We start from the raw sequence: 25,101 nt of genomic DNA, 5'->3' as shown, positions 1-25,101 counted from the left end.
GCAGGGGGCGGAATTTTATTCGAACCAGGCCCAGTTGTCCTCAGTTTCTTCACAGCCGACACGAAAATCGTTACCTGGCCCAGGTTCGAGGGATCATGCGTCAGGCTCGAGGGACGAGCCGCAACGGTCGTGTCCGCACGACCGACGCGACCGAGGAGGTCCCGCCGTGACTGTAGCCGCAGTCGGTCCTACCGGTGATGCCACGGAACTCTTCCGTGGCACCGCCCACAGCCCGTCGTACTTCGCGCTCAACCGCGCCGGAGTCATGGGCGGCGGACAGGAGCTCGTGGACTTCTGCATCCCCTGCAACCCGTACTTCCCCACCCCCGCCATGTTCGCGGTGATGGCGGTCCGGCTGCGCGACATCCTCACGTACTACCCCAGCCCCGCCGACACCATCACCGCCGAACTGGCCGATGTGCTGGGGCTCCAGCCGCAGACCATGGCGATGGGCAACGGCTCGACCGAGCTCATCACCTGGATCGACCACCTGCTGGTCAAGGAGAGCCTGGCGGTGCCGATCCCCACCTTCGGGCGGTGGACCGACCAGCCGATGGAGACCGGTAAGCGGGTCGACATGTTCCAGCTCCCCGAGATGAACGGCTTCGCGCTGGACCCGTCGGCGTTCGTCTCCTTCGTGCGCTCCCGGGGCTCGCGGGTGGCCGTCATCTGCAACCCCAACAACCCCGACGGCGGGCTGCTGTCCCGGCAGGCCGTGATCGGCATGATGGACGCCCTCGCCGATCTCGACCTGATCGTGATCGACGAGTCCTTCCTGGAGTTCGCGGACACCGAGGCCTATCCGAGCGTGGTGGACGAGGCCGTGCTGCGGCCCAATGTCATCGTGCTGCGCAGCCTCGGCAAGAACTTCGGGCTGCACGGCGTCCGGTTCGGCTATCTGGTGGCCAACCCGGCACTGGCGGTGCAGATCCGCTCCCGGCTGCCGAAGTGGAACCTCAACTCCTTCGCCGAGGTCATCGTCTTCATGCTGAAGCGGTACCGGCAGGAGTACATGGACAGCCTGCGCATGATCAGCCTGGACCGACAGCAGATGATCACTCAGCTGGCCGGGCTGCCCGGGGTGACGGTCTACCCCTCCCAGGGCAACTTCGTCTTCGTCAAACTCCCGGCGGGCCTGGAGGGCACCTGGGTCCGGGATCAACTGCTCGCCCAGCACGGGGTGCTGGTCCGCGAATGCGGCAACAAGCTGGGGAGCAGCAGTCAGTTCATGCGGCTGGTGGTGCGTTCACAGCCCGATGTGCAGCGGCTGCTGACCGGGCTGAGCACCGTGATGTACGGGACGTCCTTCTACGCACCCCAGGTCGGCTGGGAGCAGCAGCTGCCGCTCAACCCCGCCCCGCAGCAGCACTTCGACTATCTGTACCAGCAGACGCCGCAGCTGTCCGCCGCGCCGATGGCGCCCGAGCCGCAGCAGATGTACACCCCGGCCGCCCTGCCGATGGGCGGCGGAACGGCTCCCGGCTACGCGCAGGCGGGGGGATACGGCACGGGCATGACGGGGTTCGGGCAACAGCAGCCGATGGCGGAGCTGTCACCGGCCTATGTCGCCACTCCGCCGGTGCAGACGGCCCAGTACCAGGCGCCCCCGATGCAGTCGGCGCGCAGCCAGCTCGCCCTGCTCCAGGCGCAGTTGCAGGCCGAGCAGCAGGCCCAGATCACCCAGCAGCCACAGCCCCAGTCCGCCGCCCAGACCTCGGTGATGCCCATGGTCCAGAGCCGGGCCCCGTCCGCGGCCTATGCCACACAGGGCGGCCGGGAGGACACCACCATCGACCAGATCCCGGTCTACGGGCAGCAGCCGGACACCACCGCGGCGGAGCCGTCCCCGGTGGAGCGGACCCAGGCCATCGACTACGACCCCGCGGAGCTCAGGGCCACCGTCCGGCCCGTGGTCGACGACGACCCCGACGGGCTGACCCCGGCGCTCCAGCGCTATCCGCGCCCCGCCGCGTACCTCCGGACCGATGACACCCTGACCTGAGCTACGGCCGCCGGTCCTCGCGCGGCCAGGCCGGGGCCACCCCGGCCACCGCGCAGACCGCGATATGCAGCAGCAGCGGATGGGTGTACGGCTCGCGGTCGTCCGGCGAGTGCACCACACGGGGCTCCTCGTCCGCGCCACCGGAACGGCCCTCGGATCCGCCGGACACCATGCCGCCGACCGCGTACAGCGCGATCGGCGGCCACTCGACCCCGACATCCGACTGCGGGGGCACGATCCACCACCAGCGGCCCCCATGAGCGAGCACACATCCCGCCCGGGGCAGCAGATCCATCACCCGGCGCCCGTCGCGCTCGACCAGCCCGACGGCGTCGTAGTCGCGTCCCGCCCGCAGCGCGGGCGGCAGCGCCAGCCGACGGCGGCCGCCCGGTTCCGGACGGGATTTCCGCGGCCGGAACCGGCCGCGGGCGAGGCCGGGCAGCGCACCGGCGAAGGCGTGAGTCATCTACGGGCACATCGCAAAGGTCGGGCCGCTTGCGCCTGCGCGGAGTGCGGCGGCGTCACGGCCGCGGTCCGGGGCAGGGCCCGGCCACGGCTGCGCTAACGGGATCATGACGCCACTATGCGCACCGCCCCTCACACTTGGCAAGGGGCACTCTGAAATGTGCAGAGTCGCAAGTGCAGTGTGTCTGCACCGTACTGAGCATGGCACACTGCGAACATCAGCAAGGGGGAGGTCAGGGGAGGTATCTGGTGAGCGAACCGCGGTCGGCCCCGACCGTGGGCCAAGTCGTTCTCGGCAGGCGGTTGCAGGACCTGCGGGAGAAGGCGGGGCTCAAGCGTGAGCAGGCGGCCAGGGTGCTGCGGGTCGCGCCCGCCACGGTCCGCCGGATGGAGACCGCCGAGGTCGCGCTGAAGGTTCCCTACGTACAACTGCTGCTGGACGCCTACGGGATCGGCGGTGCGGAGCTCGAGGCGTTCATCACCCTGACCGAGGAGGCCAACCGGCCCGGCTGGTGGCAGCGGTTCCACGACATCCTCCCGGACTGGTTCAGCGTGCATGTGAGCCTGGAGGGGTCGGCCGAGATGATCCGGGCCTATGAGCCCCACTTCGTCCCCGGACTGCTCCAGACCGAGGAGTACGCCCACGCCGTGATGCAGACCGGCGCCGTCGGCCGGGCGGCGCAAGGGAACGCCGAGCGCCATGTGGCGCTGCGGATGGAGCGTCAGACGCTGCTCACCCGCCCGGATCCGCCACGGCTGTGGGTGGTGATGGACGAGACGGTGCTGCGCCGCCAGGTCGGCGCCGACGGAGCCATGCGCCGCCAGGTCGACCGGTTGCTCGAGTCCACCGAGCAACCGCACATCACGCTCCAGATCACGGAGTTCGCCTCCGGCCACCACCCGGGCACCTACGGTCCCTTCGTCCTCTTCCGCTTCGCTGTCCCCGAACTGCCGGACATGGTCTACGTCGAGTACCTGACCGGCGCCGTCTACCTCGATGAACGTATCGAGGTGGCCGCCCATCTGGAGGCCATGGACCGCATGGCCGCACAGGCGGCAACCGCACGACGCACAAAGGAAATCCTGATGGATTTCCGCAAGGAGCTCTGATCTGGATGGATCGCATTCACAACGGCATGCGCGCGTCCGACCTCGGCAGCGAGGGCTGGCACAAACCGTGGAGCGGTGGCAACGGCGGAAACTGCGTCGAAGCCCTGAAGCTGGACGACGGGCGGGTGGCGCTGCGTCAGTCCACCGACCCGGACGGTCCCGCGCTGATCTACACCCGCGGTGAGATCCTCGCCTTCCTCCAGGGCGCCAAGGCCGGCGAGGCCGACTTCCTCGTCGCCTGACCCGCACATCGTCCACCCGTACAACTCCGCAGATCGCGCCGACCCCCATGGAGCGCAGCATGACGGAACTGGAGCCAGGGCCCAGCCGGATCGACACCAGCAGACCACATCCCGCCCGCGTCTATGACTACATCCTGGGCGGCAAGAACAACTATCCCGTGGACGAGGAGCTGGCGAAGCGGATGCTCGCCATCGACCCCACGGTCACCACCTCCGCGCGGACCAACCGCGCCTTCATGCGGCGCGCCACCGAATGGCTCGCCCACACGGGCATCCATCAGTACCTCGACATCGGCACCGGAATACCGACCGAGCCGAATCTGCACCAGATCGCCCAGGCCATCGTCCCCGACGCCCGGATCGTCTACACGGACAACGACCCCATCGTGCTGTGTCACGCCGAGGCGCTGCTGCGCAGCACACCGCAGGGGGTCACCCACTATCTCGAGGCCGATGTGCGCGAACCGGAGCGGATCGTGCAACAGGCCCGTGAGGTACTGGACTTCGACCGGCCCATCGCCCTCTCCCTCATCTCGCTGATGCACTTCATCGAGGACGAGGACGGTGCGTATGAGCTGGTGAGCCGTCTTGTGGGCGCGCTCGCGCCGGGCAGCCATCTGGTGCTCTCGCACGCCACCTCGGATGTCGACACGACGGCGGGCGAGGAGGTGGTCGAGCTGTACCGACAATACGGTGTGACCCTGCGGCCACGTTCACACACCGAGGTGGCGCGGTTCTTCGACGGGCTCGAACCGGTGGGCTCCGGACTGGTCCGGGTCTCGGACTGGCGACCGGACACCTCCGAGAACACCCTGCTGACCGAGGGTGAACAGGTCACCGTGTACGCGGGACTCGCGCGCAAGCCGTAGCCGGGGATCCGGCCGCCGTGGCCGCCGTCGTTTCCCTGCGGCGGCGGCCACTGCCCACTAGGCGCTCTCCGGAGCCACCGCCAGGGCCCGCAGCAGGCCGACGGTGAGCGCGGTACGGGCCGGGACGGGGGCCAGCACCGTGTGCTCATGGCGGGCGTGGGCACCGGAGCCGAGAGCGCCCAGACCATCGAGCACCGGCCGTCCGAGCCCGGCCACGAAATTGCCGTCGCTGGCGCCGCCGACCGCCGTCTCCTCCAGTGCCCAGCCCTGCTCGGCGGCGACATCACGGGCCAGCTTGTACAGCCGCCGGGATCCGTCGTCGGGCACCATCGGGGGCCGGTTCCACTCACCGGTGACGGTCAGCCGGACCCGTGGATCGGACGGGGTGAGAGCCCGCAGCGCGGCGTCGATCCGCTCCATCTCGGCAGGTGCGGCGATCCGGACGTCAATGCCGCAGCTCGCCCGCGCGGCGATCACATTGCGGCCCGTACCGCCGCTGATCAGTCCCACGTTCACGGTGGTCCCGCGCTCCGCCGAGCCGAGCGCGGCGATATGCGGGATGACCTCGGCGAGGGCATGGATCGCACTGGCCCCGGCGAACGGGTCGAGCCCCGCGTGCGACTCCACACCGTGGGCGGTCACATCGAACAGCCCGACACCCTTGCGCGAGGTCTTCACCGCCCCGTCGAGCGACGCCTCGAAGACCAGGGTGGCCAGCACGTCCTCGCTCAGCCGCTCGATGTGGCGCCGGGAGGCGGGGCTGCCGATCTCCTCGTCGCCGGTGAGCAGCAGCCGCACCGAGGGGTGCGGAAGCGCCAGCTCACGCAGCAGCCGCACGGTCCACACCGCCTGGACGACGCCGGTCTTCATATCGAACACACCCGGTCCGCTGGCCCGGCCGTCCGCCACCTCGAAGGGCCACTCGGCGAGCGTCCCGGCGGGCCAGACCGTGTCGTAGTGGCACAGCAGCAGCACGGTCCCCGGTGCGGTGCCGCGATAGGTCACCGCCAGCACATCGCCGTACTCCCCGCAGTCGTGCCGCTCGGTCCCGTCCGGTTCGCCGAGCCGCTCGTCGATCCAATCGCTGATCGCGGCGAGTCCGGCGGCCAGCAGCCTCTTGTTGTTGCTCGGCGTCTCCAGCTCCACGAGGGTCCGGAGGTCTTCGATCATCTCGGGGAGTGCCCGCTGAGTGGCGGCGGCGAGCTCGGTGGGCGTCATCGAGGAGATCCTTCCCGGAAGGGGCGGCGGTTGTCCATGAGAGAAATCATGACGGAACGGGACGAACGCCGGGGGTGAGCCCGGGCCGGGGAGGACGCCGCTCAGCCGCTCGGCACCTTCGCCACGGTGGTGGCGGAAGGGCCGGCCGGTCACCGGGCCGGGGGCGGCCCGTCCCAGCTGCCGACGGCCAGCGTGTCCCCCACCGCCATGGTGCCGGTGCGGGTCACGGAGAACTTGGCGCCGAAGACGGTGCCACCGCCCTCGGGGGCCCTGCGGTAGCGGGCCAGGGTGCGCAGGGGCTCCGGGCCCGCCTTGATGCCCTTGGCCTGGTCGACCATGGTGACCAGACACCGTACGGCCAGCTTGGCGAAGCCCAGCTCGGTGTCGCCGATGGTGATCTGACGGGCCCCGTCCTCCGTATGCGGCTCGGTCCATCCGTCGACCACCACATTGGGGCGGAAGCGGGCCATCGGCAGTGGCTCACCGCCCTCACCGGTGATCCGCCGGTTGAGCTCGTCCAGGCTGGCGAGGGAGACGATATGCACCGCGTTGCTGTCGGCGTAGCCCGAGGGGCCGGGGATGAGTCCGTCCGCCACCCGGTCGTGCTCCGGTGGCACCCGCACCAGCCGGCAGGCCACGCCCAGCGTGTCCGACAGCCATGCGGCCACCTCGTCGCCCTGGTCGATGCCCTGGAACGGCGCGCCGAACAGCACGACATCGCGCCGGGCGGACACCGTGTCGATGGCGACGGTCAGCTCCTCGGCGCCGGGCGCGGACAGGGTGAGCCGCTCACCGCGGGGGTCCACCTGAGGGCGGATGAGCGCGAGCCCCGGATCCCGCCGCTGGGTGCGGAAGACCCCGTCCTCGTTGGTGACCATGAACGCCCGGTCATGCGGCAGACCGGCCTCCGTCAGCGACGCCTCGGCGAGGGACACTCCGGCGCATCCCTTGATGGGATACGTGATCAGCTCAACGACTTCAGCCACATGGGCACTTTACCCGCCGCTCCGGCCGGGGCGGCGTGGCCCTGATCACGGAGGGCCGCCATCCCGGCCGGGCCGTCGGCGGGTGCGTCGGACGCCACTGCCCGGGGTTCGGCAGGCGTGTCACGGCAAGCTCCGACGCCCTGTGCGCCCCCGGGGCCGCGTCCACCCACAGGACGTAGCGCCGGATACGACAGGTGGCAGACAGCGGAGACCCATGATGACCGGCGCACGTCGTAGACGCGCTACGCATCCCCGGTGTCGAGATCCCAACGGCGCACGGTTTCGCGGAGCGATGGACGGGCCGTACGGAAATCACGGCACCGGTATCGCTCGGCTCCCGATCGCGCGGGGCGAGGGGACGCAATTCTCGGGGCCGCTCCAACGGGCGGTCCCCGGGATGACGGGGAGAAGTGGATGTGAGGCAATGATATGACCGGCGGCGCGGTTCCCGCCATACACGGACCCTGTGATTCTCCGCCAGTTCCCACCTGCCTTGCCGACAGGCGGCTTTCCGGAGAAGGGACGCACGCGCGCGGCCGGTACGGGAGACGACGCACGGCCGGACGTTTTGGCGAACGGGACGTCACGTCACCAATCCCACCTGGGCTTTGACGGTGAGCCCGATGCCCGGACCACCTTCCTCTCCGGCCTTGGCCCGGGGTACACCGACACAGTGTCGACGGCCGGTTCCCTGGCATCGGCCCGCGATCCCGCCCGGCCCGCCGCAGGATCCAGTCCGCAGGCCCACTCAGGCTCCGGGAATGGTGGGATCCCGCGCCCGGTACAAGTCACCGGGGCGCTCGTCCGCCCGGCCCCGGTCACCTGCCCGGCCGCGAACTCCGCGAGCGGCCCGCGCGCCCGGCGCCGCCACCGGGTCCGGCCCCGCTCTTCTCCCGCCGCGCTCGCCTCCTCCTGCCGCACGGCCGTCACCCTTCCCGGCACTCCCCCTCTTCCGCACTCCCCGCCTTCTCCACGTCCTCGGCTTCTCCCCCTTCTCCTCATCCCGCCCGCTTTCGGCGGCTCCGGGACTGGGCACGGAACGGTCGGCTCCGCCGCCGCTCGCAGTGGTGACGGACGACCGGCCGACCCGGTCCGCCAAGCGACCGATCTTGTCCCGCCGAGCGCGGCAATAGCACCGCGGAAGATCCAGCCCCTGAGGAACGCCCCATACCGGGCACCGCATTGGACGCCGAACTCCGAACCGGGGGCCCAACCGCCGCCACAGGACAGTGAATTAGCCCGGCAGTTCGCGGACATCCGCGATGGATCACCGGGAATCCGATGCGGCGGAATAGCATCCCCACCCGAAGCCACCCGAAAATCATTTTCAGTGGCTCCCCGGACCGCCCGCCGACCGGAGATCACCGGCGCCGCCGAGCCCCGTCCCCTCCCCCGCCGCCGCGACCGTGCGCCCCCACCCCTCCACGCGCCCGCTCATGCGCGACTGAGGGAGCATCAGCCACAGAACGGGTGGAACCCGGCGGCGCACGGCGGTTCATGAGGCCCCCTGCGCCTTGTGACCGCCCGAGCCCGGCTGCGCTACTCGTATCGCCCACCGGGGCCTCCGGAGGGCGAGTCGAGAGCCGTTGTGGAGAGGAACCAGCCCCATGGCCGTACGAGGAAGTCACCGTCGCCCCACGGCGCCCGGCCGGGTCACCCCGCTGCGCGCCGCCCTGACCGCGGGCAGCGTCGGCATCGTCCTGCCGATCCTGGGCACCGGCGTCGCCACCGCGGCACCGGCCGACGCCTGGGACCGGGTGGCCACCTGCGAAAGCGGAGGCAACTGGCGCATCAACACGGGCAACGGCTACTACGGCGGGTTGCAGTTCTCGCAGCACACCTGGGCCGCGTACGGCGGCCTCGCCTACGCTCCGCGGGCCGATCTGGCCACCAGGGGCCAGCAGATCACCGTGGCCGAGGCGGTCCTGGCCGCACAGGGTCCGGGCGCCTGGCCGGTGTGCTCGGTCCGCGGCCGGCTGACGCGCTCCGGCCCGCCCGCCGCGGTGGCGAACCGCGGCGGCTCCCGGAGCGCCCAACCGCCGTCCGGACACCGTGCCGGGCGTCCGGCGTCGCCCCGTCACCAACCGTCCGCCGCGGCCCCCGGAAAGAGCTCCGCGAAGGGGTCCGGAAAGAGCTCCGCCACATCGTCCGGGAAGGCACCGGGCAAGGGCATCGGGAAGCCACGCGCCAAACACCCCGCCAAGCGGACCGCGTCGTCGGGGTGGTACGCGGTGGTGCGCGGCGACACGTTATCCGGCATCGCCCGGCGGTCCTCCGTCAGCGGTGGTTGGCGGGTCCTCTACCAGGCCAACCGCCCGACCATCGGCGCGAATCCGGATCTGATCCGCCCGGGTCAGCGGCTGGCGCTGTCCTCGGCGTCGGGCCGCACGCACAAGGCCGCCCCGACCCGGCGCGCCGCGTCGGCCGCCTCGCGCCACTCGGCCGCCTCACGTCACTCGGCCGCGCGGAAGTCCGTCACCCACCGCCGTGTATCCCCCGTCAGCGGCCCGGTCAGCGCGGCCTATGGCACGCGCGGCGGACGCTGGTCGAGCGGCCACCACACGGGCGTGGACTTCGCGGTCCCGATCGGCACCCCGGTGCAGTCGGCCGCCGGGGGCAAGGTGGTGGCCGCCGGATGGGGCGGCGCCTTCGGCTATCAGGTGGTCATCCGGCACACCGGGGGCCTGTACACCCACTACGCCCATCTGTCCTCGGTGAGCGTACGCGCCGGGCAGACCGTCGAGGCGGGGCGGCGGATCGCCCGCTCGGGGAACACCGGCAACACCACCGGACCGCATCTGCACTTCGAGGTGCGCACCGGTCCGGGCTACGGATCCGATGTCGATCCGCTCGCCTATCTGCGCGCGCACGGCGTCGGCGGCTGATTCCGGCGACACCCGCACCCGCACCCGTGACACCGCGGCGACCGCGGCCCCAGTGACCACATCCCGGGGGTGGGGGAAAGGGAGGCCGTCCGAGGCACGGCTCGGGCGGCGTCCCACCGCCGTTCGCTCCCCCGCGGCCAGGGCGGGTCAGTACCAGATGGCCACGGGCAGTTCGGCGTCCGTCAGCTCGGGCGGATCCGGCAGGCTCCGCGCGGTGCGCCGTACGATGCGGTGGGCGCTCCAGGCAGCGGCGGCGGCGTCCAGCAGGTCGTCGGTCGGCACCCGTCCGGCCGGGCCGAGATCGTCGGGCAGGGCGATGCCCTCGGCCACCAGCAGCCCGCGGCGCACCGCCTGGCCGTTCCAGCTCTTCTTGCTCCAGGCCACCGGCTGGGAGTCGTTCATGGCGGCGAAGGAGACCTCCGGATGGACCTCGTGCAGCCGGTAGTCACCGCCGTCGCGACAGGCGTTGGCCTCACGCAGCTTGACCGCGAGACCCCAGGTCTGACGGCTCATACCGCGTCCGGTGATCCGTCGGCAGGATTCATTGGCCGCGGCGTAGTCCTCCTCCTTCCAGACCTCGCGCGGGGGCACCGGGAAGACCCGGGACCGGTGCGGGGCCATCATCGACACGGCCAGTGTGTCGGCCTGGCGCAGACCGGTCTCCAGCAGTCCCAGCGGCATGTCGACGGCCACCACGGCCGCGTCCGGCACCCGGGAGACCAGTTCTGCCAGTCCACTGCCGGTCTCGGCACCGGCGAACGCGCCCGCGCGGAGCGTCACGGCGACCCAGCCGGTGGGGCAGGCGTCCACCCCCACGACGGTCGGGGCGGCACCACCGCCGGGGCCGGGGGCCGGCTGCGGGACATCACGTCGGGAACCCATGGGCCGTATCCGACCACGCCGACGGGGCATGGGGGCGATCAGCACGGCCCATCTGAGCCGTGGCGTCGAAATTCGCTGGCCAGGCGGTGCCGGACACGGCGACCCTGGGACCCATGGAAGAACCCCAGCACCAGGGGCCGGAAGAACAGCGGCACCCCCGGCCCCGCCATGAGATCCGCGCACTGCACACCGCCTCCACGGTCACCGTGTACCAGGCGTACGGACCGCACATCGGCCGACCCGCGGCCCGCGACGGCCGCTTCCCGGCCGCCTGGAAGCGCGACCGGATGACCTGGATCAAACCGTCGTTCCTGTGGATGATGTACCGCTGCGGCTGGGGCGAGAAGGAGGGTCAGGAGACCGTCCTCGCCGTCGAGATCACCCGCGAGGGCTTCGAGTGGGCACTGCGCAACGCCTGCCTGTCGCACTACGCGCATGGGCTGCACCCCGATCAGGGTTCCTGGAAGCGGCAGTTGAGGCAGGCGCCGTCCCGTGTCCAGTGGGATCCGGAGCGCGATCTGCGGCTGCGCCCACTGCCGTACCGCTCCCTTCAGCTCGGGCTCGCGGGCGAGGCGGCCCGCCGCTACGCGGACGAGTGGACGGTGGCCATCACCGATGTCACCCCGCTCGCCCAGGAGATCCACGCGCTGGTGCGCAAGGACGAGCTGGAGGCGGCGGCCGCGCTGCTGCCCGAGGAACGCCCCTTCCCGGCGGACGAATCCCTGCTTGCCCCGCTACGCGCCTGATCGTGTCCGGGCCCCGGGGCCCGGGCCGGTCGATCTCCTCGGGCCCGCGACGCCCGGCACCGTTACCTCGCCGCATTGTCGAGAAGACCCACCGGACGAGGCCCGGACTCCTCTCCCCTCACCCGCCCCGCACCGCCGCATCAACAGGCTCCCCAGCGCGGTGCGTTGGTGCAGTACCGCCCGCCCGGCGCGCACCGTGGTGATCAGCCCCGCGCCGCGCAGCGCGGCGGCGTGCGCCGAGACGGTGGCATTGCTGACGCGCAGCCGCCGGGCCAGCCCGGTGGTGGTGTGCTCCCGCTCGAGCAAGGACAGCATCTCGACACGGGTACGGCCCACCACCGCGGCCAGCGCGTCCTCGCCCACCCCGGCCACCTGTGGCGACAGCGGAACACCCGGCCCCGCCGGGTAGGTCAGGGTGACCGGACGGTCGGGCAGTTCGGAGAGGAGCGGGCCCCCGGTCCAGTGGAAGGTGGGCAGCAGCACCAGACCACGCCCGCCCAGGGTGATGTCCCGCTCCACCGGCGCCTCGATCACCCAGCCGCTCTCGCACCAGCGGGCGCCGGGCACGAGGGCGGCCAGCGCGATGCCGACCCCGTGTTCGGCCACGGCCAGGGCATGACGGCTGAACTCCGCCCGGTGCAGATCCTGGACCTGCGACCACACCGGGCGCACCAGGCTCTCGAACGCCTCCCGCTGGGCGCGGCGCAGCAGTTGCCAGGCCCCGGCCCGCCCCCGGTGCAGATCGTGGAGCCATACGGGCGCGGGGCGCGGATGCGGAGCGTAGACCCGCTCCAACTCGGCGCGGACCAGAGCGCGCGGTGTGGCCCGGACGCTCGCCAGACCCTCGTCCAGATCGTCGCTGAACACATCGAGGAAGCCAGGTGCGATGGCCGCCGGAACCAGGTCGCCCAGTGGCTGGACGGCGGCCGGAAGACCGCGCAGGGCCCGCCGCCGCCAGCGGCCGAAGAGCAGTTCCCCGTCCGCCCGGCACATCATGGCCAGGGCCACGTTCAGCTCCTGCAACGGAGCCGGCCGGGGCGCGAACCGCACCCGGGCGACATCGGCGGCCGTGGCGTGGATCCGGATCACGTACTCCCCCTGACGGCACCGCACCACCTTTGAGGCCAGGGCCTCAACGATCGCCCGTCGCACCCCGCCGCGGCCAGGATTCAGCTCACCGCCCGACGGCGCAAGGGCCGGAATCACACCGGATCAGCCACAGGGGACACCGAAGGGGAGCGAGTCATGTCGTTCAGGAATGTCATCGACGGGGAGAGCGGTGGAGTGGGCCGACGGGCCGTCACCACCTCGGCCGTACTGGCCACCGCGGCACTGCTCAGCGGAGGTGGGGGCGCGGCCCGGGCCCGGGCCGCCGGCCGCGGCGGCGGGCTGACCGTGCGGCTGCCCGCGCCGACCGGACCGCACCGGATCGGCGTCACCACCCTGTATCTGGTCGACCGCACCCGGCGCGACCCGTGGAATGCCAGGATCCCGGTCCGGGAGGTGATGGTGACGGCGTGGTACCCGGCGCGGGACGGCCACGACCGCCCGCCGGCGCGCCACATGACCGCGCGCGCCGCCCGCTCGTTCGGTGAGATGGCGCCGCTGCTGCGTCCGGGGCTGCCGGCGGAGGGTGTGGACTGGGCCGCCACCCGGGCCCACGCGTACATCGACGCGCCCGCGCGGCGCGCCCCTTGCCCGGTGCTGCTGTACAGCCCCGGCGGCGGTGACCCCCGCACCCTGGGCACCGGGCTCGCGGAGGACCTGGCGAGCCACGGCTTCGTGGTGGTGGCCGTCGACCATCCCGGCGACGCCAGCGAGGTGGTCTTCCCGCGTCCTGCCGCGTACCGCAGGAAGCTGCTGCGCCGGACCGTCTTCCGCGGAGACCCCCGGATGGACACCCATCAGTTCCACACCGCGATCGCCACCCGGATCGCCGACACCCGGTTCGTCCTGGACCGGCTGACGGCCCTGGCGGCGGGCCACCACCCCGACGCGGAGCGCCGCCCCCTCCCGGCCGGGCTGCCCGGTCTGCTGGACCTGGAACGCGTGGGCGTCTACGGGCATTCGGCCGGTGGCACCACAGCGGCCGAGACGCTGTACCAGGACCGGCGCATCGCCGCCGCGGTCAACCTCGAAGGGTTCCTGGACGAGGCGCCGTCCGCACCGGACCGGCCCGGGGAACTGCTGCCCGTCGCCCGCCACGGCACGGACCGGCCGCTGCTTCTGTTGCAGACCGACGGCTTCACCGAGCGAGCGGCGCTGGAACGTTCCTGGTCCGCCCTGCTCGCACGTTCACGCGGATGTGCCACGCGGGCGGGGCTGGACGACGCGGCGCACTGGGTCTTCACCGACTACGCGGCCCTCGTACCCCGGATCCAGACCGCCGGACTGATGTCCGTGGCGGCCCGGACCCGGCTGATCGGCGCGGCGGACCCGGTGTGTTCGGTACCGGCCGTACGCGAGCGGGTCCGCGCGTTCTTCACCCGGCAGCTGCCGCGCCGCTGACTCTGGGACGCCGTCCCGGGCCGGGGTGCCACCCGGGACGGCCCCACCGGTCCCACCCGTCACAATGGGCCCATGTCCCGACGCAAGCGACCGTCACCGCCGCCTCGCCGCACCACCCCCACGGCCTGCCCCTGCGGACTGCCCGCCGCATACGGCGACTGCTGCGGGCGGTTGCACCGCGGTGAGGCCCGGGCGGCCACCGCGGAACAGCTGATGCGCTCGCGCTACAGCGCCTTCGCCGTGGGGGACGAGGCGTATCTGCTGCGCAGCTGGCACCCCACCACCCGGCCGCCGCGCGTGGTCCTGGACGCCGGGACACGCTGGACGGGTCTGGAGATCCTGGGGACCACGGACGGTACGGCGTTCCACTCCACCGGCACCGTGGAGTTCCGCGCGCACTACGCCGAAGGCGGCCATGCGGGTGAGCTGCACGAGAACAGCCGGTTCGCGCGGCACGAGGGCGCCTGGGTCTATCTCCACGCCCTGACCAGCGGCTGACCCCCACGCACCGGCGGCGAACCGGGGTGGCACGGACAGATGTTCCCCAGGATGTCGCCGACGCCTTCTGGTGCCCGGTCAACTCCACCGCGATGCTGGGGCGCTGTGCGTGGGAACCACGCGAGTCCCATGGCCTCAGGGAGTTGCCATGCGTCCTGTCGCGTTCGCCAGACCCCTGGCGGTTCTGGCCGCGGTCTCCGCCCTCGTGGCGGGCGCCGCGGGACCGGCCACCGCCGATAACACCCCCGCCCCTGCCCCCGAACCGCTGGCCCGCGACGCGGCCGAGATGCTGCGCCCGGTGGCGCCACCACCGCCCGCCGCCGCCGAGGGCGAGAAGGGCGCCGCGGACACCGCGTCCGTGGCCGACGGGGACGGTCTACAGACCGCCCGCGCCGAACGTCCCGTCGCCCCCGGGATCAAGCTGACCTCGTACGACCGCCTGGAGTCCGACAAGTGGCTGCGGGTCGACTCGCTGTCGGTGGACCTCAACGGCGGGTCCGAGGTCGACTATCTGCACCCGGACAAGGTCGCCAAGCGCGCGCCCGTCTCCGAACTGGCCGCCGGACACGACCCGGGGCCCGGCCGCCGCACAGTGGCCGCGATCAACGGCGACTTCTTCGACATCAATCAGACCGGAGCCCCCGAAGGCATCGGCATCGGCGGCGGCCACGTGGTCAACTCCGCGTCCGCCGCCGGTCCGGGCAGGGCCGTCGGCATCGGCCCGCGGGCGGCGGGCCGTCTCCTCCAGCTCTACTTCGACGGCACGCTCACCCTCCCGGACGGCGACCATCCGCTCGCCGCGCTCAACGCCGCCAACGTCCCGTCGGGCGGCATCGGCGCCTACAACGCCCAGTGGGGCGAGGCGGACCGGGCCCAGACCGTCGACGGCGCACGGCGCACCGCCGAGGTGGCCGTGGTGGACGGAAAGGTCGGCCGGGCGGCCTCGGCTCCCGGCAAGGGCGCCGTCCCGGCCGGTACCACCCTGCTGGTGGGCCGGGACCAGGGAGCCGACGCCCTCACCTCGCTGGCCGTGGGCGACCGCGTGGAGATGACGTACCGGCCCCGCGCGGCCGACGGCGATCTGCCCCGCACCGCCGTCAGCGGCCGGGAGCCACTTGTCGTGGACGGCAAACCCATCGGTCACGAGGGTGAGGGCAACAACCTCGCCGCCCCCCGCACGGCCGTCGGCTTCTCCCGGGACGGCCACCGTATGCAGGTCATCACCGTCGACGGACGGCAGGCCGACAGCGGCGGCGTGACCCTCACCGAACTGGGCCTGATGATGAAGGAGGCGGGCTCCTACGGCGCGCTCAACCTGGACGGCGGCGGTTCGTCCACCCTGGTGGCCCGCGAACCCGGCAGCGACCGGGCCCAGGTGGAGAACAGCCCGTCCGACGGCAGCGAACGCATCGTGCCCAACGGACTGGCCTTCACCGCCCCCGACGGCAGCGGACGGCTCAAGGGCTTCTGGGTGGAGACGGCTGCCGACGCCGCCGACACGCCCACCGTGGACCCGGTCCGCGGTGGCCACCCCGAGCGCGTCTTCCCCGGGCTGACCCGCCGTCTCACCGCCGCCGGTTACGACGAGACCTACGGCCCCGCGAAGGGGGCGCCGCACTGGCGGACGGCCGATCCGGGCGTCGGCCGGGTCTCCGCCGACGGCACCTTCACCGCCCGCCACGGCGGTACGACCGCGGTCACCGCCCGGCACGGCACCGCCCATGGCGCGCTGAAGCTCACCGTGCTGGACCGCCTCGACCGGATCCGGCCCACCACCCGGCTGCTCGGACTGGCCGATGCCCGGGCCACCGGGCGGTTCGGCATCGTCGGCCTGGACGCGCACGGCGCCAGCGCCCCCGTCGAGCCGTCCGATGTCCAACTCGACTACGACCACTCGCTGTTCACCATCACCCCGGACCCGGCCACCGGCACCTTCACCGTCACGGCGCACGGGGCGGAGGCCGCGGGCCGGGTGACGGTCCGCGTCGGGCACACCAGCACCGTGCTCGCGGTCACCGTCGGACTCCGCGAGCAGCGGGAGGCGGCCTTCGACGACGCCGGACAGTGGACCTTCAGCCAGGCCCGCGCCTCCGGTTCGGCCGAGGCCACGCCCGACGGCCACAGCGGCACCGGGCTCAAACTCACCTACGACTTCACCCAGTCGACCGCCACCCGCGCCGCCTACGTCACCCCGCCGCGGCCGATCGACGTGGAAGGCCAGCCGCAGTCGTTCGGCCTGTGGATCAAGGGGGACGGCAAGGGCGCGTGGCCGACACTGCACCTCAAGGACGCGGCGGGCTCGGACCAGCTGCTGCGCGGGCCGTATGTGACCTGGACCGGATGGCGACATGTCGACTTCACCGTCCCGGCCGGGGTCGCCCGTCCGCTGACGGTCAGCCGCTTCTATCTCGCCGAGACCGGCCCGGCCCGGCAGTACAGCGGCGGCATCGTCATCGACGACCTCACCGCACGGGTGCCACCCGCCGTCGACCTGCCCGTGGAGAAGGCCGACCCCGATCCGCTGATCGACAGCGCGGCCCGGACCGGGCGACGGGACTGGCGGTTCGCGGTGATGTCGGACGCGCAGTTCGTGGCGCGCGAGCCGAACAGCCCGATCGTCGCCCAGGCCCGGCGCACCCTGCGGGAGATCAGGGCGGCCCGGCCCGACCTCCTGGTCATCAACGGTGACCTGGTCGACGAGGGTTCACCCGAGGACCTCTCCTTCGCCCGGACGGTGCTGACGCAGGAGCTGGGCGACGCCGTGCCCTGGACCTACGTCCCCGGCAACCACGAGGTCATGGGCGGACGGATCGACAACTTCACGGCCGAGTTCGGGCCCGCGCACCGCACCTTCGACCACCGGGGCACCCGCTTCATCACCCTGGACACCTCCAGTCTCGGGCTGCGCGGCGGGGGCTTCGACCAGATCGAGGAGTTGCGCGCCCAGCTGGAGGCCGCCGCTCACGACCGGAGCGTCGGCTCGGTCATGGTGGTCGAGCACGTACCGCCGCGCGATCCCACCCCGCAGCAGGGCAGCCAGCTGAGCGACCGCAAGGAGGCCGCGCTGCTGGAGAACTGGCTCGCCGACTTCCGCCGGACCTCCGGCAAGGGCGCCGCGTTCATCGGCAGCCATGTCGGCACCTTCCACGCCTCACGGGTGGACGGCGTCCCGTATCTGATCAACGGCAACTCGGGCAAGTACCCGGCCACCCCGGCCGACCGGGGCGGTTTCACCGGCTGGTCGATGGTGGGGGTGGACCATGTGTCCGCGAAGGAGCAGGCGCGGGCGCGTCATACACCGTGGAAGGGCGGGCCCGACTGGGTGTCGGTCCAGACCCGGCCGCATGTGGACGGGCTGACCGTGACCGCCCCGGCCGAGTTGCGCGCCGGGCAGGACGCCACGGTGACGGCGGACGTGATCCAGGGCGAGGGCCCCAGCGCCCGTCGGGTGCCCGTCCGCTTCCCGGTCAGCGCCGACTGGAGCGGATCGCCCCATGTGTTCATCGGTGATCCCTCCCACGCCGGGCGCCGCCATGTGGCGGCGTACGACCCGGTGAGCGGCACGCTCACCGCACTGCGTCCGGGGATCGGCACACTGACGGTGAAGGTCAACGGCGCCAGCGCACAGGCGCGGTTCACGGTGACCGCGCGGGCCGTGGCGGGGGCGTCGGCCGCGTAACCGGCGGCGGGGGCGGGGCCGTACGGACGGCCCCGCCCCGGCCACGGGAGTTGGCGTCGCCCCGGCCACGGGAGTTGAGGCGTCGCGGAGCTCAGGTGTCCCAGGCGCGGCGGACCTGTTCGAAGCGGGTGGGCAGCGGGGGCCGCCCGGCCGCGTACCGGGCGTTGGTGCGATGGGCGAACCGGCGCCAGGAGAGCACCAGCCCCTGCCGGGTGATGGGCAGTCCGGCCGCCACCGTCACCCCGTGGTCATGGGTGTGGTGCACCGTCAGCAGCAGCGCCTCCGGCACCGAACCCTCCAGCTCCGCGCAGAGTTCCTGACGCACCCGCAGCCAGCGGCGCAGCACCAGGACCGTGCCGGGGTCCAGGCCGTGGCGGCGTGGCACCCGGTGCTTACCGTGCTCGAGCGTCACCGATCCGGCATCCAGGTCGAGCGCCCGGACGGTGCAGCGCAGCAGGCCCCCGTACCGAGCGCCGCTGGCCCGGGCGAGCCCCACCACGACCGCGAGCCGCACCGTCTCCGGTCCGGCTCCCTCCTCCAGCGCCTGGACGGACAGCAGCCGCCAGACCCATTCGGCCTCGGCTGCCGTGACCGGTGGCCGGGGATACCGGTCCCCCGTGGTGTCCGCCATCGCCGCCTCCCGCGCGCCGGTGTCCGCTTGGCACACTATTTCACATCTGTCGGACACCGCCGGGAAGCGCCGGGGGCGGTTACGCGAGGTACGGTCACCCCGTGCGTCTCCTCCTGATGTCCGACACCCATCTGCCCCGGCGCGCCAAGGCCCTGCCGCGGGAACTGCTCGACCAACTGCCGCACGCCGATGTGGTCTTCCACGCGGGCGACTGGGTCGACACCGCCACGCTCGATCTGCTGGAGTCGCGGTCGGCGCGGCTGATCGGCGTGTACGGCAACAACGACGGTCCTGACCTGCGGGCGCGGCTGCCCGAGGTGGCCCGGGTGGAGCTGGACGGGCTGCGGTTCGGTGTGGTGCACGAGACGGGGGAGGCGCGAGGGCGGGAGCGGCGCTGCGCCGAGCGGTTCCCCGATGTGGAGGTGCTGGTGTTCGGCCACAGCCACATCCCGTGGGACTCCACGACCGACGACGGGCGGCTGCGGCTGCTCAATCCCGGCTCCCCCACGGACCGGCGCAGACAGCCGTACTGCACGTTCATGACGGCCACGATCGAGGCCGGGCGGCTGACCGCCGTCGATCTGCGCCGGCTCCCACCACGCCGCTGACCAGTTGATCACGGCCGCGGCGGGACCGGGCACGACGCGGCAGCAGGACGTCGATCTCCCCAACGTCATCCCCATCGTCTCGGCAACGGCGGCCGACGGCCACTTCGAGCCCGCTCGCCGGGCGGGCGACCGGGCCCGGGTTGAAGCCACCCGCTTGGTGGAATAAAAAGAACTTAAGGTGCATATCGCACATCCGGCTCGGCGAGCCCGCCGGGCCCGACCAGACGAGGGCGCCATGTCTTCTTCTCACCGCGACAACGCCGCCTCACCGGAACCGGAACCGGACGCGGGCCGCGGCCACTCCCACGCCTCCCGGTCCACCGCAGCCGTGCTCACCGCCCATGACGTCGGTCTGCTGGTGCTGCGTCTCGGCATCGGCCTGACCGTCGCCGCGCGCGGCGCACAGCATCTGTTCGGCTGGTGGGGCGGTCTGGGGATCGACAAGACGGCCGTGGCCTTCGAGCAGTTCGGCTATCCGGCGCCGAAGGCGATGGCCGTCATCGCCGGGCTGACCGAGACCCTCGGCGGTCTCGGCCTGGCGATCGGGCTGATCACCCCACTCGCCGGAGCCGCCGTCGCGGGCACGATGGCCAACGCCGTGGCCGTGGCCTGGGAGCTCGGCTTCTTCGGCGGCTTCGAGTTCCCGATGCTGATCGGCGTCGGCGCGGCCGGTCTCGCGCTGACCGGAGCGGGCCGGATCTCCGTCGACGCGCTGCTCCCCGTACTGCGCTCGCAGCGGCTGATCTACGGGGTGGCGGCGCTGGTGCTGGCGGCCATCCTGGCGGCGATCACGATCGTGCTGAGCAAAACCTGATCTTTTTTCCGGCTCGGATACGTCACGCGGATGAACGGGACGAGCCGTTTCTCCGTATTCCTGGGTAGGCGCGGTCCTGGCACCGGGGCGCGCGCCGCGCCGCGCAGGACCATCCGAGACCGGAGGACCGCACATGAATGACCGGTTCAACTCGAACGACCGGTTCACCCCGCCCATCCAAGCCCTCCCCGACGGAGAGGCCGAGGTCCGGCTGGAACTCCATCTGCCCTGGGAGGTCGTCGCCGCGCTCGGTCAGGAGGCGGGTCGGCTCGCTGCCCAGCTGGGGCGTCCGGTGAGCCTGGACGAGTCGGTGAGCCACCGGCTGCGGAACCAGTTCGGCGGCGGCGCCCACGCCAAGCACGCGCAGGAGCGCAGCCAGCCCGCGGCCACCGCGGGCCACACCCCGCCACCGCTCGCCGCCCGCTCCCCCGGTGAGCAGGCCCGGCAGGCGATAGAGAAGATCAACGGCTCGACCTCGGCGCCCGGCGGCGCCGGGCCGCAGTCCGCGGAGACCCCGGCCGGACCGCAGCCGGTTCCGGTCCGCGAGTCGGCCCCCGCCGATGCCCGGGGCATCCTGGAGCGCCCCACCCGGGCCACCGGAACCGTGAACGGCGCCTCCTCCGAGATGCCGAGATAGCACGGCCCGTCCACCGACGGATACGAGGGCGGCCGTCCGCGGGGGACGGCGGCCCTCGTAGCCGTGGTCCGGGGCCGTGCCGGTTCCGCGTCGTGAGTGGCGCCCGGGCGGGGTACCCGGGACGCTGTGCGCACGGCGCGTTTCCGAGATGACGACGACTGACACAGGCAGGAGTGGCCAACCATGGCGGAGCAGGCTCACATCGGAGTGACCGGACTGGCGGTGATGGGCAGCAATCTGGCCCGCAACTTCGCCCGGCACGGCCACACGGTGGCCGTACACAACCGGACGCCCGCGCGGACGAGGGCCCTGGTGAAGGAGTTCGGCGACGAGGGCCACTTCGTGCCCGCCGAGACGGCCGAGCAGTTCGTGGCCTCGCTGGAGCGCCCGCGGCGCCTGGTGATGATGGTCAAGGCGGGGGCGCCGACCGACGCGGTGATCGAGGAGTTCGCCCCGCTGCTGGAACCGGGCGACATGATCGTGGACGGTGGCAACGCGCACTTCGAGGACACCCGGCGCCGTGAGGCGGCGCTGCGCGAGCGCGGACTGCACTTCGTGGGCAGCGGGATCTCCGGTGGTGAGGAGGGCGCGCTGAACGGCCCGAGCATCATGCCGGGCGGCTCGAAGGAGTCGTACGAGGCACTGGGCCCGCTGCTGGAGGACATCTCCGCCAAGGTGGACGGCACCCCCTGCTGCACCCATATCGGCCCGGACGGCGCCGGACACTTCGTGAAGATGGTGCACAACGGTATCGAGTACGCCGATATGCAGCTGATCGCGGAATCCTACGACCTGCTGCGGCGCGCCCTGGGCATGGCGCCCGGCGAGATCGCGGAGGTGTTCCGCACCTGGAACAGCGGGCGCCTGGAGTCGTATCTGATCGAGATCACCGCCGAGGTGCTGGCGCACACCGACGCGGTGACCGGCAAGCCCTTCGTGGACGTGGTGCTCGACCAGGCCGAGCAGAAGGGCACCGGACGCTGGACCGTACAGACCGCGCTGGACCTGGGCGTTCCGGTGAGCGGGATCGCCGAGGCCGTGTTCGCGCGCTCGCTGTCGGGCCACGCGGATCTGCGGGACGCGGCGCAGGGGCTGCCCGGGCCGTCCGCGAAGGGGCTCACCGGCGCGGCGGCGGAGCGGTTCGCCGACGATGTCGAGCAGGCGCTGTACGCGTCGAAGATCGTGGCGTACGCGCAGGGCATCCACCAGATCCAGGCGGGCAGCCAGGAGTACGGCTGGGATATCGACCCGGGCGCGGTGGCGCGGATCTGGCGCGGTGGCTGCATCATCCGGGCGCGGTTCCTGAACCGGATCACCGAGGCGTACGCGCGGGAGCGGACCCCGGTCACCCTGCTGACCGCCGACTACTTCGCCGAAGCCCTGGGCGCGGCCCAGGACGCCTGGCGGCGGGTGGTCGCCACCTCGGCCGAGCTGGGCGTACCGGCTCCGGGGTTCTCCGCGGCGCTGGCGTACTACGACGCGCTGCGCTCCGAGCGGCTTCCGGCGGCGCTGGTCCAGGGGCAGCGGGACTTCTTCGGCGCGCACACCTACCGGCGCACCGACCGCGACGGCACGTTCCACACGCTCTGGGGCGGGGACCGCGGCGAGCACCCGGCCTGAGCGGCGCCGGTCGTGCGCACCTCCGCGGCGCGGGCGTGCGCACGGCCGGGACCGGCCGTGCGTCCGGCTGCGCCGGTGTGCGGCTCAGGCCGTATAGCGCCGGAAGGACGGTACGGCGGCGGCCAGACCCAGGGTGCCGACGGCGACGAGCAGTCCGCCCGCGGTGACCGCGGCCCGCGGGCCGATCAGGGAACCGGCGGTGCCGTGCAGCAGATCGGCGACGCGCGGGCCGCCCGCCACCACCACGGTGAACACACCCTGCATCCGGCCGCGCATCTCATCGGTGGCCGCGGACTGGAGTATCGCTCCGCGGAACACCATGGACACCATGTCGGCCACGCCCGCCAGCGCCAGGAACGCCACCGCCCACCACAGGTTGGCGCTGAGCCCGAATCCGGTGATGGCCACGCCCCAGGCCACCACGGCGGCCGTCACCATGAGGCCGTGCCGGCGGGCCCGGGAGAAGGTGCCCGACATCAGTCCGCCGGTCACCGCGCCCAGCGGGATGGCCGCGAAGAGCAGACCCAGGGCGAACCCCTCGCCCCAGGGCGCGTAGGTGTGCGCGGCGAGCTGCGGGAAGAGCGCCCGGGGCATACCGAAGACCATGGCGATGATGTCGGCGAGGAAGGACAGCAACAGGATCCGGTGGGCGGCGATGTAGCGGAAGCCGTCGGCCACGTCCCGCCATCCGGCCCGCCGCCTCGTCCCGTCGGCGCCCTCCCCCGCGGGCTCGGAGAGCGGCGGCAGGGCGGGCAGCCGCCAGACGGCCCACAGCGCCGCGCAGAGCGCGATGGCATCGATCAGATAGAGCACCGGCAGCCCGAGCACGGGGATCAGGGCGCCCGCGAGCAGCGGCCCGACGATCATGCCGGTCTGGGCCACGGTGGACTGGAGGGCACCGGCCGCGGGCAGCTCGTCGGCGGGGACGAGACGGGCGATGGACGCCTGCCGGGCCGGGGAGTTCATCCCGAAGAAGCCCTGCTGGGCGGCGAGCAGCACCATGAGCAGCACCACCGAGTCCAGTCCGGCGAAGGACTGCGCCCAGAACAGCAACGACGTGACGGCGATGCCCGCGTTGGTGATCAGCATCAGGGTGCGCCGGTCCATCCGGTCTGCGATCACCCCGCCCCACAGCGCGAAGACCACCAGCGGCAGCAGTCCGGCGAAGCTGGCGTAGCCCACCCAGGCCGAGGAGCCGGTGATGTCGTAGATCTGCTTGGGCACGGCCACGGCCGTCAGCTGGCTGCCCACGGCGGTGACCGTCGTGGAGCTCCACAGCCGCCGGTAGGGGCGGTGGCGCAGCGGCCGGGTGTCCATCACCCAGCGGCGCCAGCCGGTCTTCGGCGGGGCGGGCGGGGCGGTGGCGCGGTCCTCGGGGGAGCCTGTGTCGTCGTCGGTGTTACGCGCGGTCTCCACGGCGGTGGTGTGTCCTCCTGCGTCCAGGTGCCCATCGGTCGGGGACCATTGTGACCACCGGCCGGGGCGGCGGGGACACCGTCTCAGCCACCGGCCGCCGAGGACATCGGATGGTCGCCGTGGATGCGGCCGCCGAGGGAGGTCAGCCGGGTGCCGCTGCCGCCCCAGCGGTCGGCGATGATCTCGGCGGCGATGCTGACCGCGGTCTCCTCCGGGGTCCGGGAGCCCAGGTCGAGACCGATCGGGGAGGCCAGCCGGGCCAGCCGGTCCTCGCCGAGTCCGGTGGCGCGCAGTCGCCGGAGCCGGTCGTCGTGGGTGCGACGGGAGCCCATGGCGCCGACGTACGCCAGCGGCAGCCGCAGCGCCTCCTCCAGCAGCGGTACGTCGAACTTGGGGTCGTGGGTGAGGACGCAGACCACGGTGCGCCCGTCCACCCGGCCCGCCTCCGCCTCGGCGCGCAGATAGCGGTGCGGCCAGTCGGTCACCACCTCGTGGGCCTCGGGGAACCGGCGCTCGGTGGCGAACACCGGCCGGGCGTCGCAGACGGTGACGTGGTAGCCGAGGTAGACGCCCATCCGGGCCATCGCGGCGGCGAAGTCCACCGCGCCGAAGACCAGCATCCGCGGCGGCGCTGCGTGGACCGACACGAACAGCGTCAACTCCTCGTCGGTGCGGGTGCCGTCGTAGCCGTAGGCCAGGGTGCCGGTACGGCCGCCCGCCAGCATCCCGCGGGTGTCCTCGGCGACGGCCGCGTCCAGCCGTGCCGAACCGAGTGAGCCGGCGGAGCCGTCGGTACCGACCACCAGCCGCCGCCCCAGGCGCCCGTCCGGGTCGGGGCCGCTGACGGCCACACAGGTCACCTCGGCCACCGGCTCTCCGGCGGCCACCGCCTCGGCCACTCCCCCGAACTCGGGGAAGCCCTCGGGGTCGACGCGCTCCACGAAGACGTCCATGACACCGCCACAGGTCAACCCCACAGCGAAGGCGTCGTCATCGCTCACCCCGTAGCGCTGGAGCACCGGGGTACCACCGGCGGTGACCTCCTGGGCCAGTTCGTAGACGGCCGCCTCGACACAGCCGCCGGAGACGCTGCCCACCGCGGATCCGTCGGGTCCGACGAGCATGCTCGTACCGGGCGGCAGCGGCGAGGAGTACCAGGTCGCGACCACCGTGGCGCGGGCGAAGGGCTCGCCCTCACGCCACCACCGGTGCATCTGAGCTACAACGTCTCGCATGGAACCCCATTCTCCTCGCACTGGATGTAAGAGGTTGATACATTCAATGT

21 protein-coding genes are annotated in these 25,101 nt (G+C 72.5%); 13 read left to right on the top strand and 8 right to left on the bottom strand.

Going from position 1 to position 25,101, the window contains the following annotated elements:
• Positions 1-166: 166 nt before the first annotated feature.
• Entirely contained in the window at positions 167-2,002 is a 1,836-nt protein-coding gene (locus tag AB0C66_RS18250; protein ID WP_362438991.1) for a histidinol-phosphate transaminase, read from the top strand.
• 1 nt (position 2,003) lies between these two features.
• On the opposite strand, the gene AB0C66_RS18245 is transcribed toward AB0C66_RS18250, so the two are convergent.
• Entirely contained in the window at positions 2,004-2,468 is a 465-nt protein-coding gene (locus AB0C66_RS18245; RefSeq protein WP_362438988.1) for a hypothetical protein, read from the bottom strand.
• Positions 2,469-2,716: 248 nt separating this feature from the next.
• On the opposite strand from AB0C66_RS18245, the gene AB0C66_RS18240 reads away from it, so the two are divergent.
• From AB0C66_RS18240 to AB0C66_RS18230, 3 genes are read left to right on the top strand one after another with little or no spacing between them, the layout of a single operon-like run.
• Positions 2,717-3,577: a helix-turn-helix transcriptional regulator gene (locus tag AB0C66_RS18240; protein ID WP_362438985.1), complete on the top strand. Its 861-nt coding sequence runs from the start codon at positions 2,717-2,719 to the stop codon at positions 3,575-3,577.
• A gap of 5 nt (positions 3,578-3,582) precedes the next feature.
• On the top strand, positions 3,583-3,819 hold the full coding sequence (locus tag AB0C66_RS18235) for a DUF397 domain-containing protein (RefSeq protein WP_362438982.1): 237 nt from the start codon (positions 3,583-3,585) through the stop codon (positions 3,817-3,819).
• A 59-nt stretch (positions 3,820-3,878) separates the two neighbouring features.
• The gene (locus AB0C66_RS18230) at positions 3,879-4,688 is read left to right on the top strand and encodes an SAM-dependent methyltransferase (RefSeq protein WP_362438979.1); all 810 of its coding nucleotides are present in this window, start codon (positions 3,879-3,881) and stop codon (positions 4,686-4,688) included.
• 57 nt (positions 4,689-4,745) lie between these two features.
• Here AB0C66_RS18230 and AB0C66_RS18225 read toward each other — a convergent pair whose 3' ends face one another.
• Together AB0C66_RS18225 and AB0C66_RS18220 are read right to left on the bottom strand one after the other, a co-directional pair.
• Positions 4,746-5,906: a M20 family metallopeptidase gene (locus tag AB0C66_RS18225; RefSeq protein WP_362438976.1), complete on the bottom strand. Its 1,161-nt coding sequence runs from the start codon at positions 5,904-5,906 to the stop codon at positions 4,746-4,748.
• 149 nt (positions 5,907-6,055) lie between these two features.
• Positions 6,056-6,892 carry an MOSC N-terminal beta barrel domain-containing protein gene (locus AB0C66_RS18220; RefSeq protein WP_362438973.1) on the bottom strand — a complete coding sequence of 279 codons (837 nt, stop codon included), beginning with the start codon at positions 6,890-6,892 and terminating at the stop codon, positions 6,056-6,058.
• A 1,607-nt stretch (positions 6,893-8,499) separates the two neighbouring features.
• Between AB0C66_RS18220 and AB0C66_RS18215 the strand changes: the two genes are divergently transcribed.
• A complete protein-coding gene (locus tag AB0C66_RS18215) occupies positions 8,500-9,777 on the top strand; it encodes a transglycosylase family protein (RefSeq protein WP_362438970.1) in 1,278 nt (425 codons plus the stop codon).
• A gap of 147 nt (positions 9,778-9,924) precedes the next feature.
• Here the strand turns inward: AB0C66_RS18215 and AB0C66_RS18210 are convergent, their stop codons facing one another.
• A complete protein-coding gene (locus AB0C66_RS18210) occupies positions 9,925-10,659 on the bottom strand; it encodes a DUF429 domain-containing protein (RefSeq protein ID WP_362438967.1) in 735 nt (244 codons plus the stop codon).
• A gap of 113 nt (positions 10,660-10,772) precedes the next feature.
• Between AB0C66_RS18210 and AB0C66_RS18205 the strand changes: the two genes are divergently transcribed.
• Positions 10,773-11,405, top strand: coding sequence for a DUF4291 domain-containing protein (locus tag AB0C66_RS18205; RefSeq protein ID WP_362438964.1), 633 nt, complete (start codon positions 10,773-10,775; stop codon positions 11,403-11,405).
• Here the strand turns inward: AB0C66_RS18205 and AB0C66_RS18200 are convergent.
• A complete protein-coding gene (locus tag AB0C66_RS18200) occupies positions 11,394-12,494 on the bottom strand; it encodes a winged helix-turn-helix domain-containing protein (RefSeq protein ID WP_362438961.1) in 1,101 nt (366 codons plus the stop codon). The two genes, AB0C66_RS18205 and AB0C66_RS18200, sit on opposite strands and share 12 nt — an antisense overlap.
• Before the next feature lie 156 nt (positions 12,495-12,650).
• Between AB0C66_RS18200 and AB0C66_RS18195 the strand changes: the two genes are divergently transcribed.
• From AB0C66_RS18195 to AB0C66_RS18185, 3 genes are all read left to right on the top strand, one after another.
• Positions 12,651-13,913: an alpha/beta hydrolase gene (locus AB0C66_RS18195; RefSeq protein WP_362438958.1), complete on the top strand. Its 1,263-nt coding sequence runs from the start codon at positions 12,651-12,653 to the stop codon at positions 13,911-13,913.
• Positions 13,914-13,985: 72 nt separating this feature from the next.
• Positions 13,986-14,411 carry a YchJ family metal-binding protein gene (locus AB0C66_RS18190; RefSeq protein WP_362438955.1) on the top strand — a complete coding sequence of 142 codons (426 nt, stop codon included), beginning with the start codon at positions 13,986-13,988 and terminating at the stop codon, positions 14,409-14,411.
• Positions 14,412-14,559: 148 nt separating this feature from the next.
• Positions 14,560-18,090, top strand: coding sequence for a phosphodiester glycosidase family protein (locus AB0C66_RS18185; RefSeq protein WP_362438952.1), 3,531 nt, complete (start codon positions 14,560-14,562; stop codon positions 18,088-18,090).
• A 91-nt stretch (positions 18,091-18,181) separates the two neighbouring features.
• Here AB0C66_RS18185 and AB0C66_RS18180 read toward each other — a convergent pair whose 3' ends face one another.
• On the bottom strand, positions 18,182-18,721 hold the full coding sequence (locus AB0C66_RS18180; protein ID WP_362438949.1) for a tyrosine-type recombinase/integrase: 540 nt from the start codon (positions 18,719-18,721) through the stop codon (positions 18,182-18,184).
• A gap of 101 nt (positions 18,722-18,822) precedes the next feature.
• Here AB0C66_RS18180 and AB0C66_RS18175 point away from each other — a divergent pair, with 101 nt between their 5' ends.
• From AB0C66_RS18175 to gndA, 4 genes are all read left to right on the top strand, one after another.
• Positions 18,823-19,329: a metallophosphoesterase gene (locus AB0C66_RS18175; RefSeq protein WP_362438946.1), complete on the top strand. Its 507-nt coding sequence runs from the start codon at positions 18,823-18,825 to the stop codon at positions 19,327-19,329.
• Between the two features lie 235 nt (positions 19,330-19,564).
• Entirely contained in the window at positions 19,565-20,143 is a 579-nt protein-coding gene (locus tag AB0C66_RS18170) for a DoxX family protein (protein WP_362438943.1), read from the top strand.
• A gap of 133 nt (positions 20,144-20,276) precedes the next feature.
• Positions 20,277-20,780 carry a hypothetical protein gene (locus tag AB0C66_RS18165; RefSeq protein ID WP_362438940.1) on the top strand — a complete coding sequence of 168 codons (504 nt, stop codon included), beginning with the start codon at positions 20,277-20,279 and terminating at the stop codon, positions 20,778-20,780.
• A 183-nt stretch (positions 20,781-20,963) separates the two neighbouring features.
• Positions 20,964-22,400 carry an NADP-dependent phosphogluconate dehydrogenase gene (gene gndA / locus AB0C66_RS18160; RefSeq protein WP_362438937.1) on the top strand — a complete coding sequence of 479 codons (1,437 nt, stop codon included), beginning with the start codon at positions 20,964-20,966 and terminating at the stop codon, positions 22,398-22,400.
• An 84-nt stretch (positions 22,401-22,484) separates the two neighbouring features.
• Here the strand turns inward: gndA and AB0C66_RS18155 are convergent, their stop codons facing one another.
• Together AB0C66_RS18155 and AB0C66_RS18150 are read right to left on the bottom strand one after the other, a co-directional pair.
• Positions 22,485-23,816, bottom strand: coding sequence for an MFS transporter (locus tag AB0C66_RS18155; RefSeq protein ID WP_362438934.1), 1,332 nt, complete (start codon positions 23,814-23,816; stop codon positions 22,485-22,487).
• An 83-nt stretch (positions 23,817-23,899) separates the two neighbouring features.
• Positions 23,900-25,051 carry an XdhC/CoxI family protein gene (locus tag AB0C66_RS18150; RefSeq protein ID WP_362438930.1) on the bottom strand — a complete coding sequence of 384 codons (1,152 nt, stop codon included), beginning with the start codon at positions 25,049-25,051 and terminating at the stop codon, positions 23,900-23,902.
• Positions 25,052-25,101 lie beyond the last annotated feature (50 nt).

Source organism: Streptomyces sp. NPDC048636, assembly GCF_040650655.1.
GTDB lineage: Bacteria > Actinomycetota > Actinomycetes > Streptomycetales > Streptomycetaceae > Streptomyces.
The sequence above is the reverse complement of the archived record's forward strand: the minus strand, read 5'-3'. Positions and strand labels throughout refer to the sequence as shown.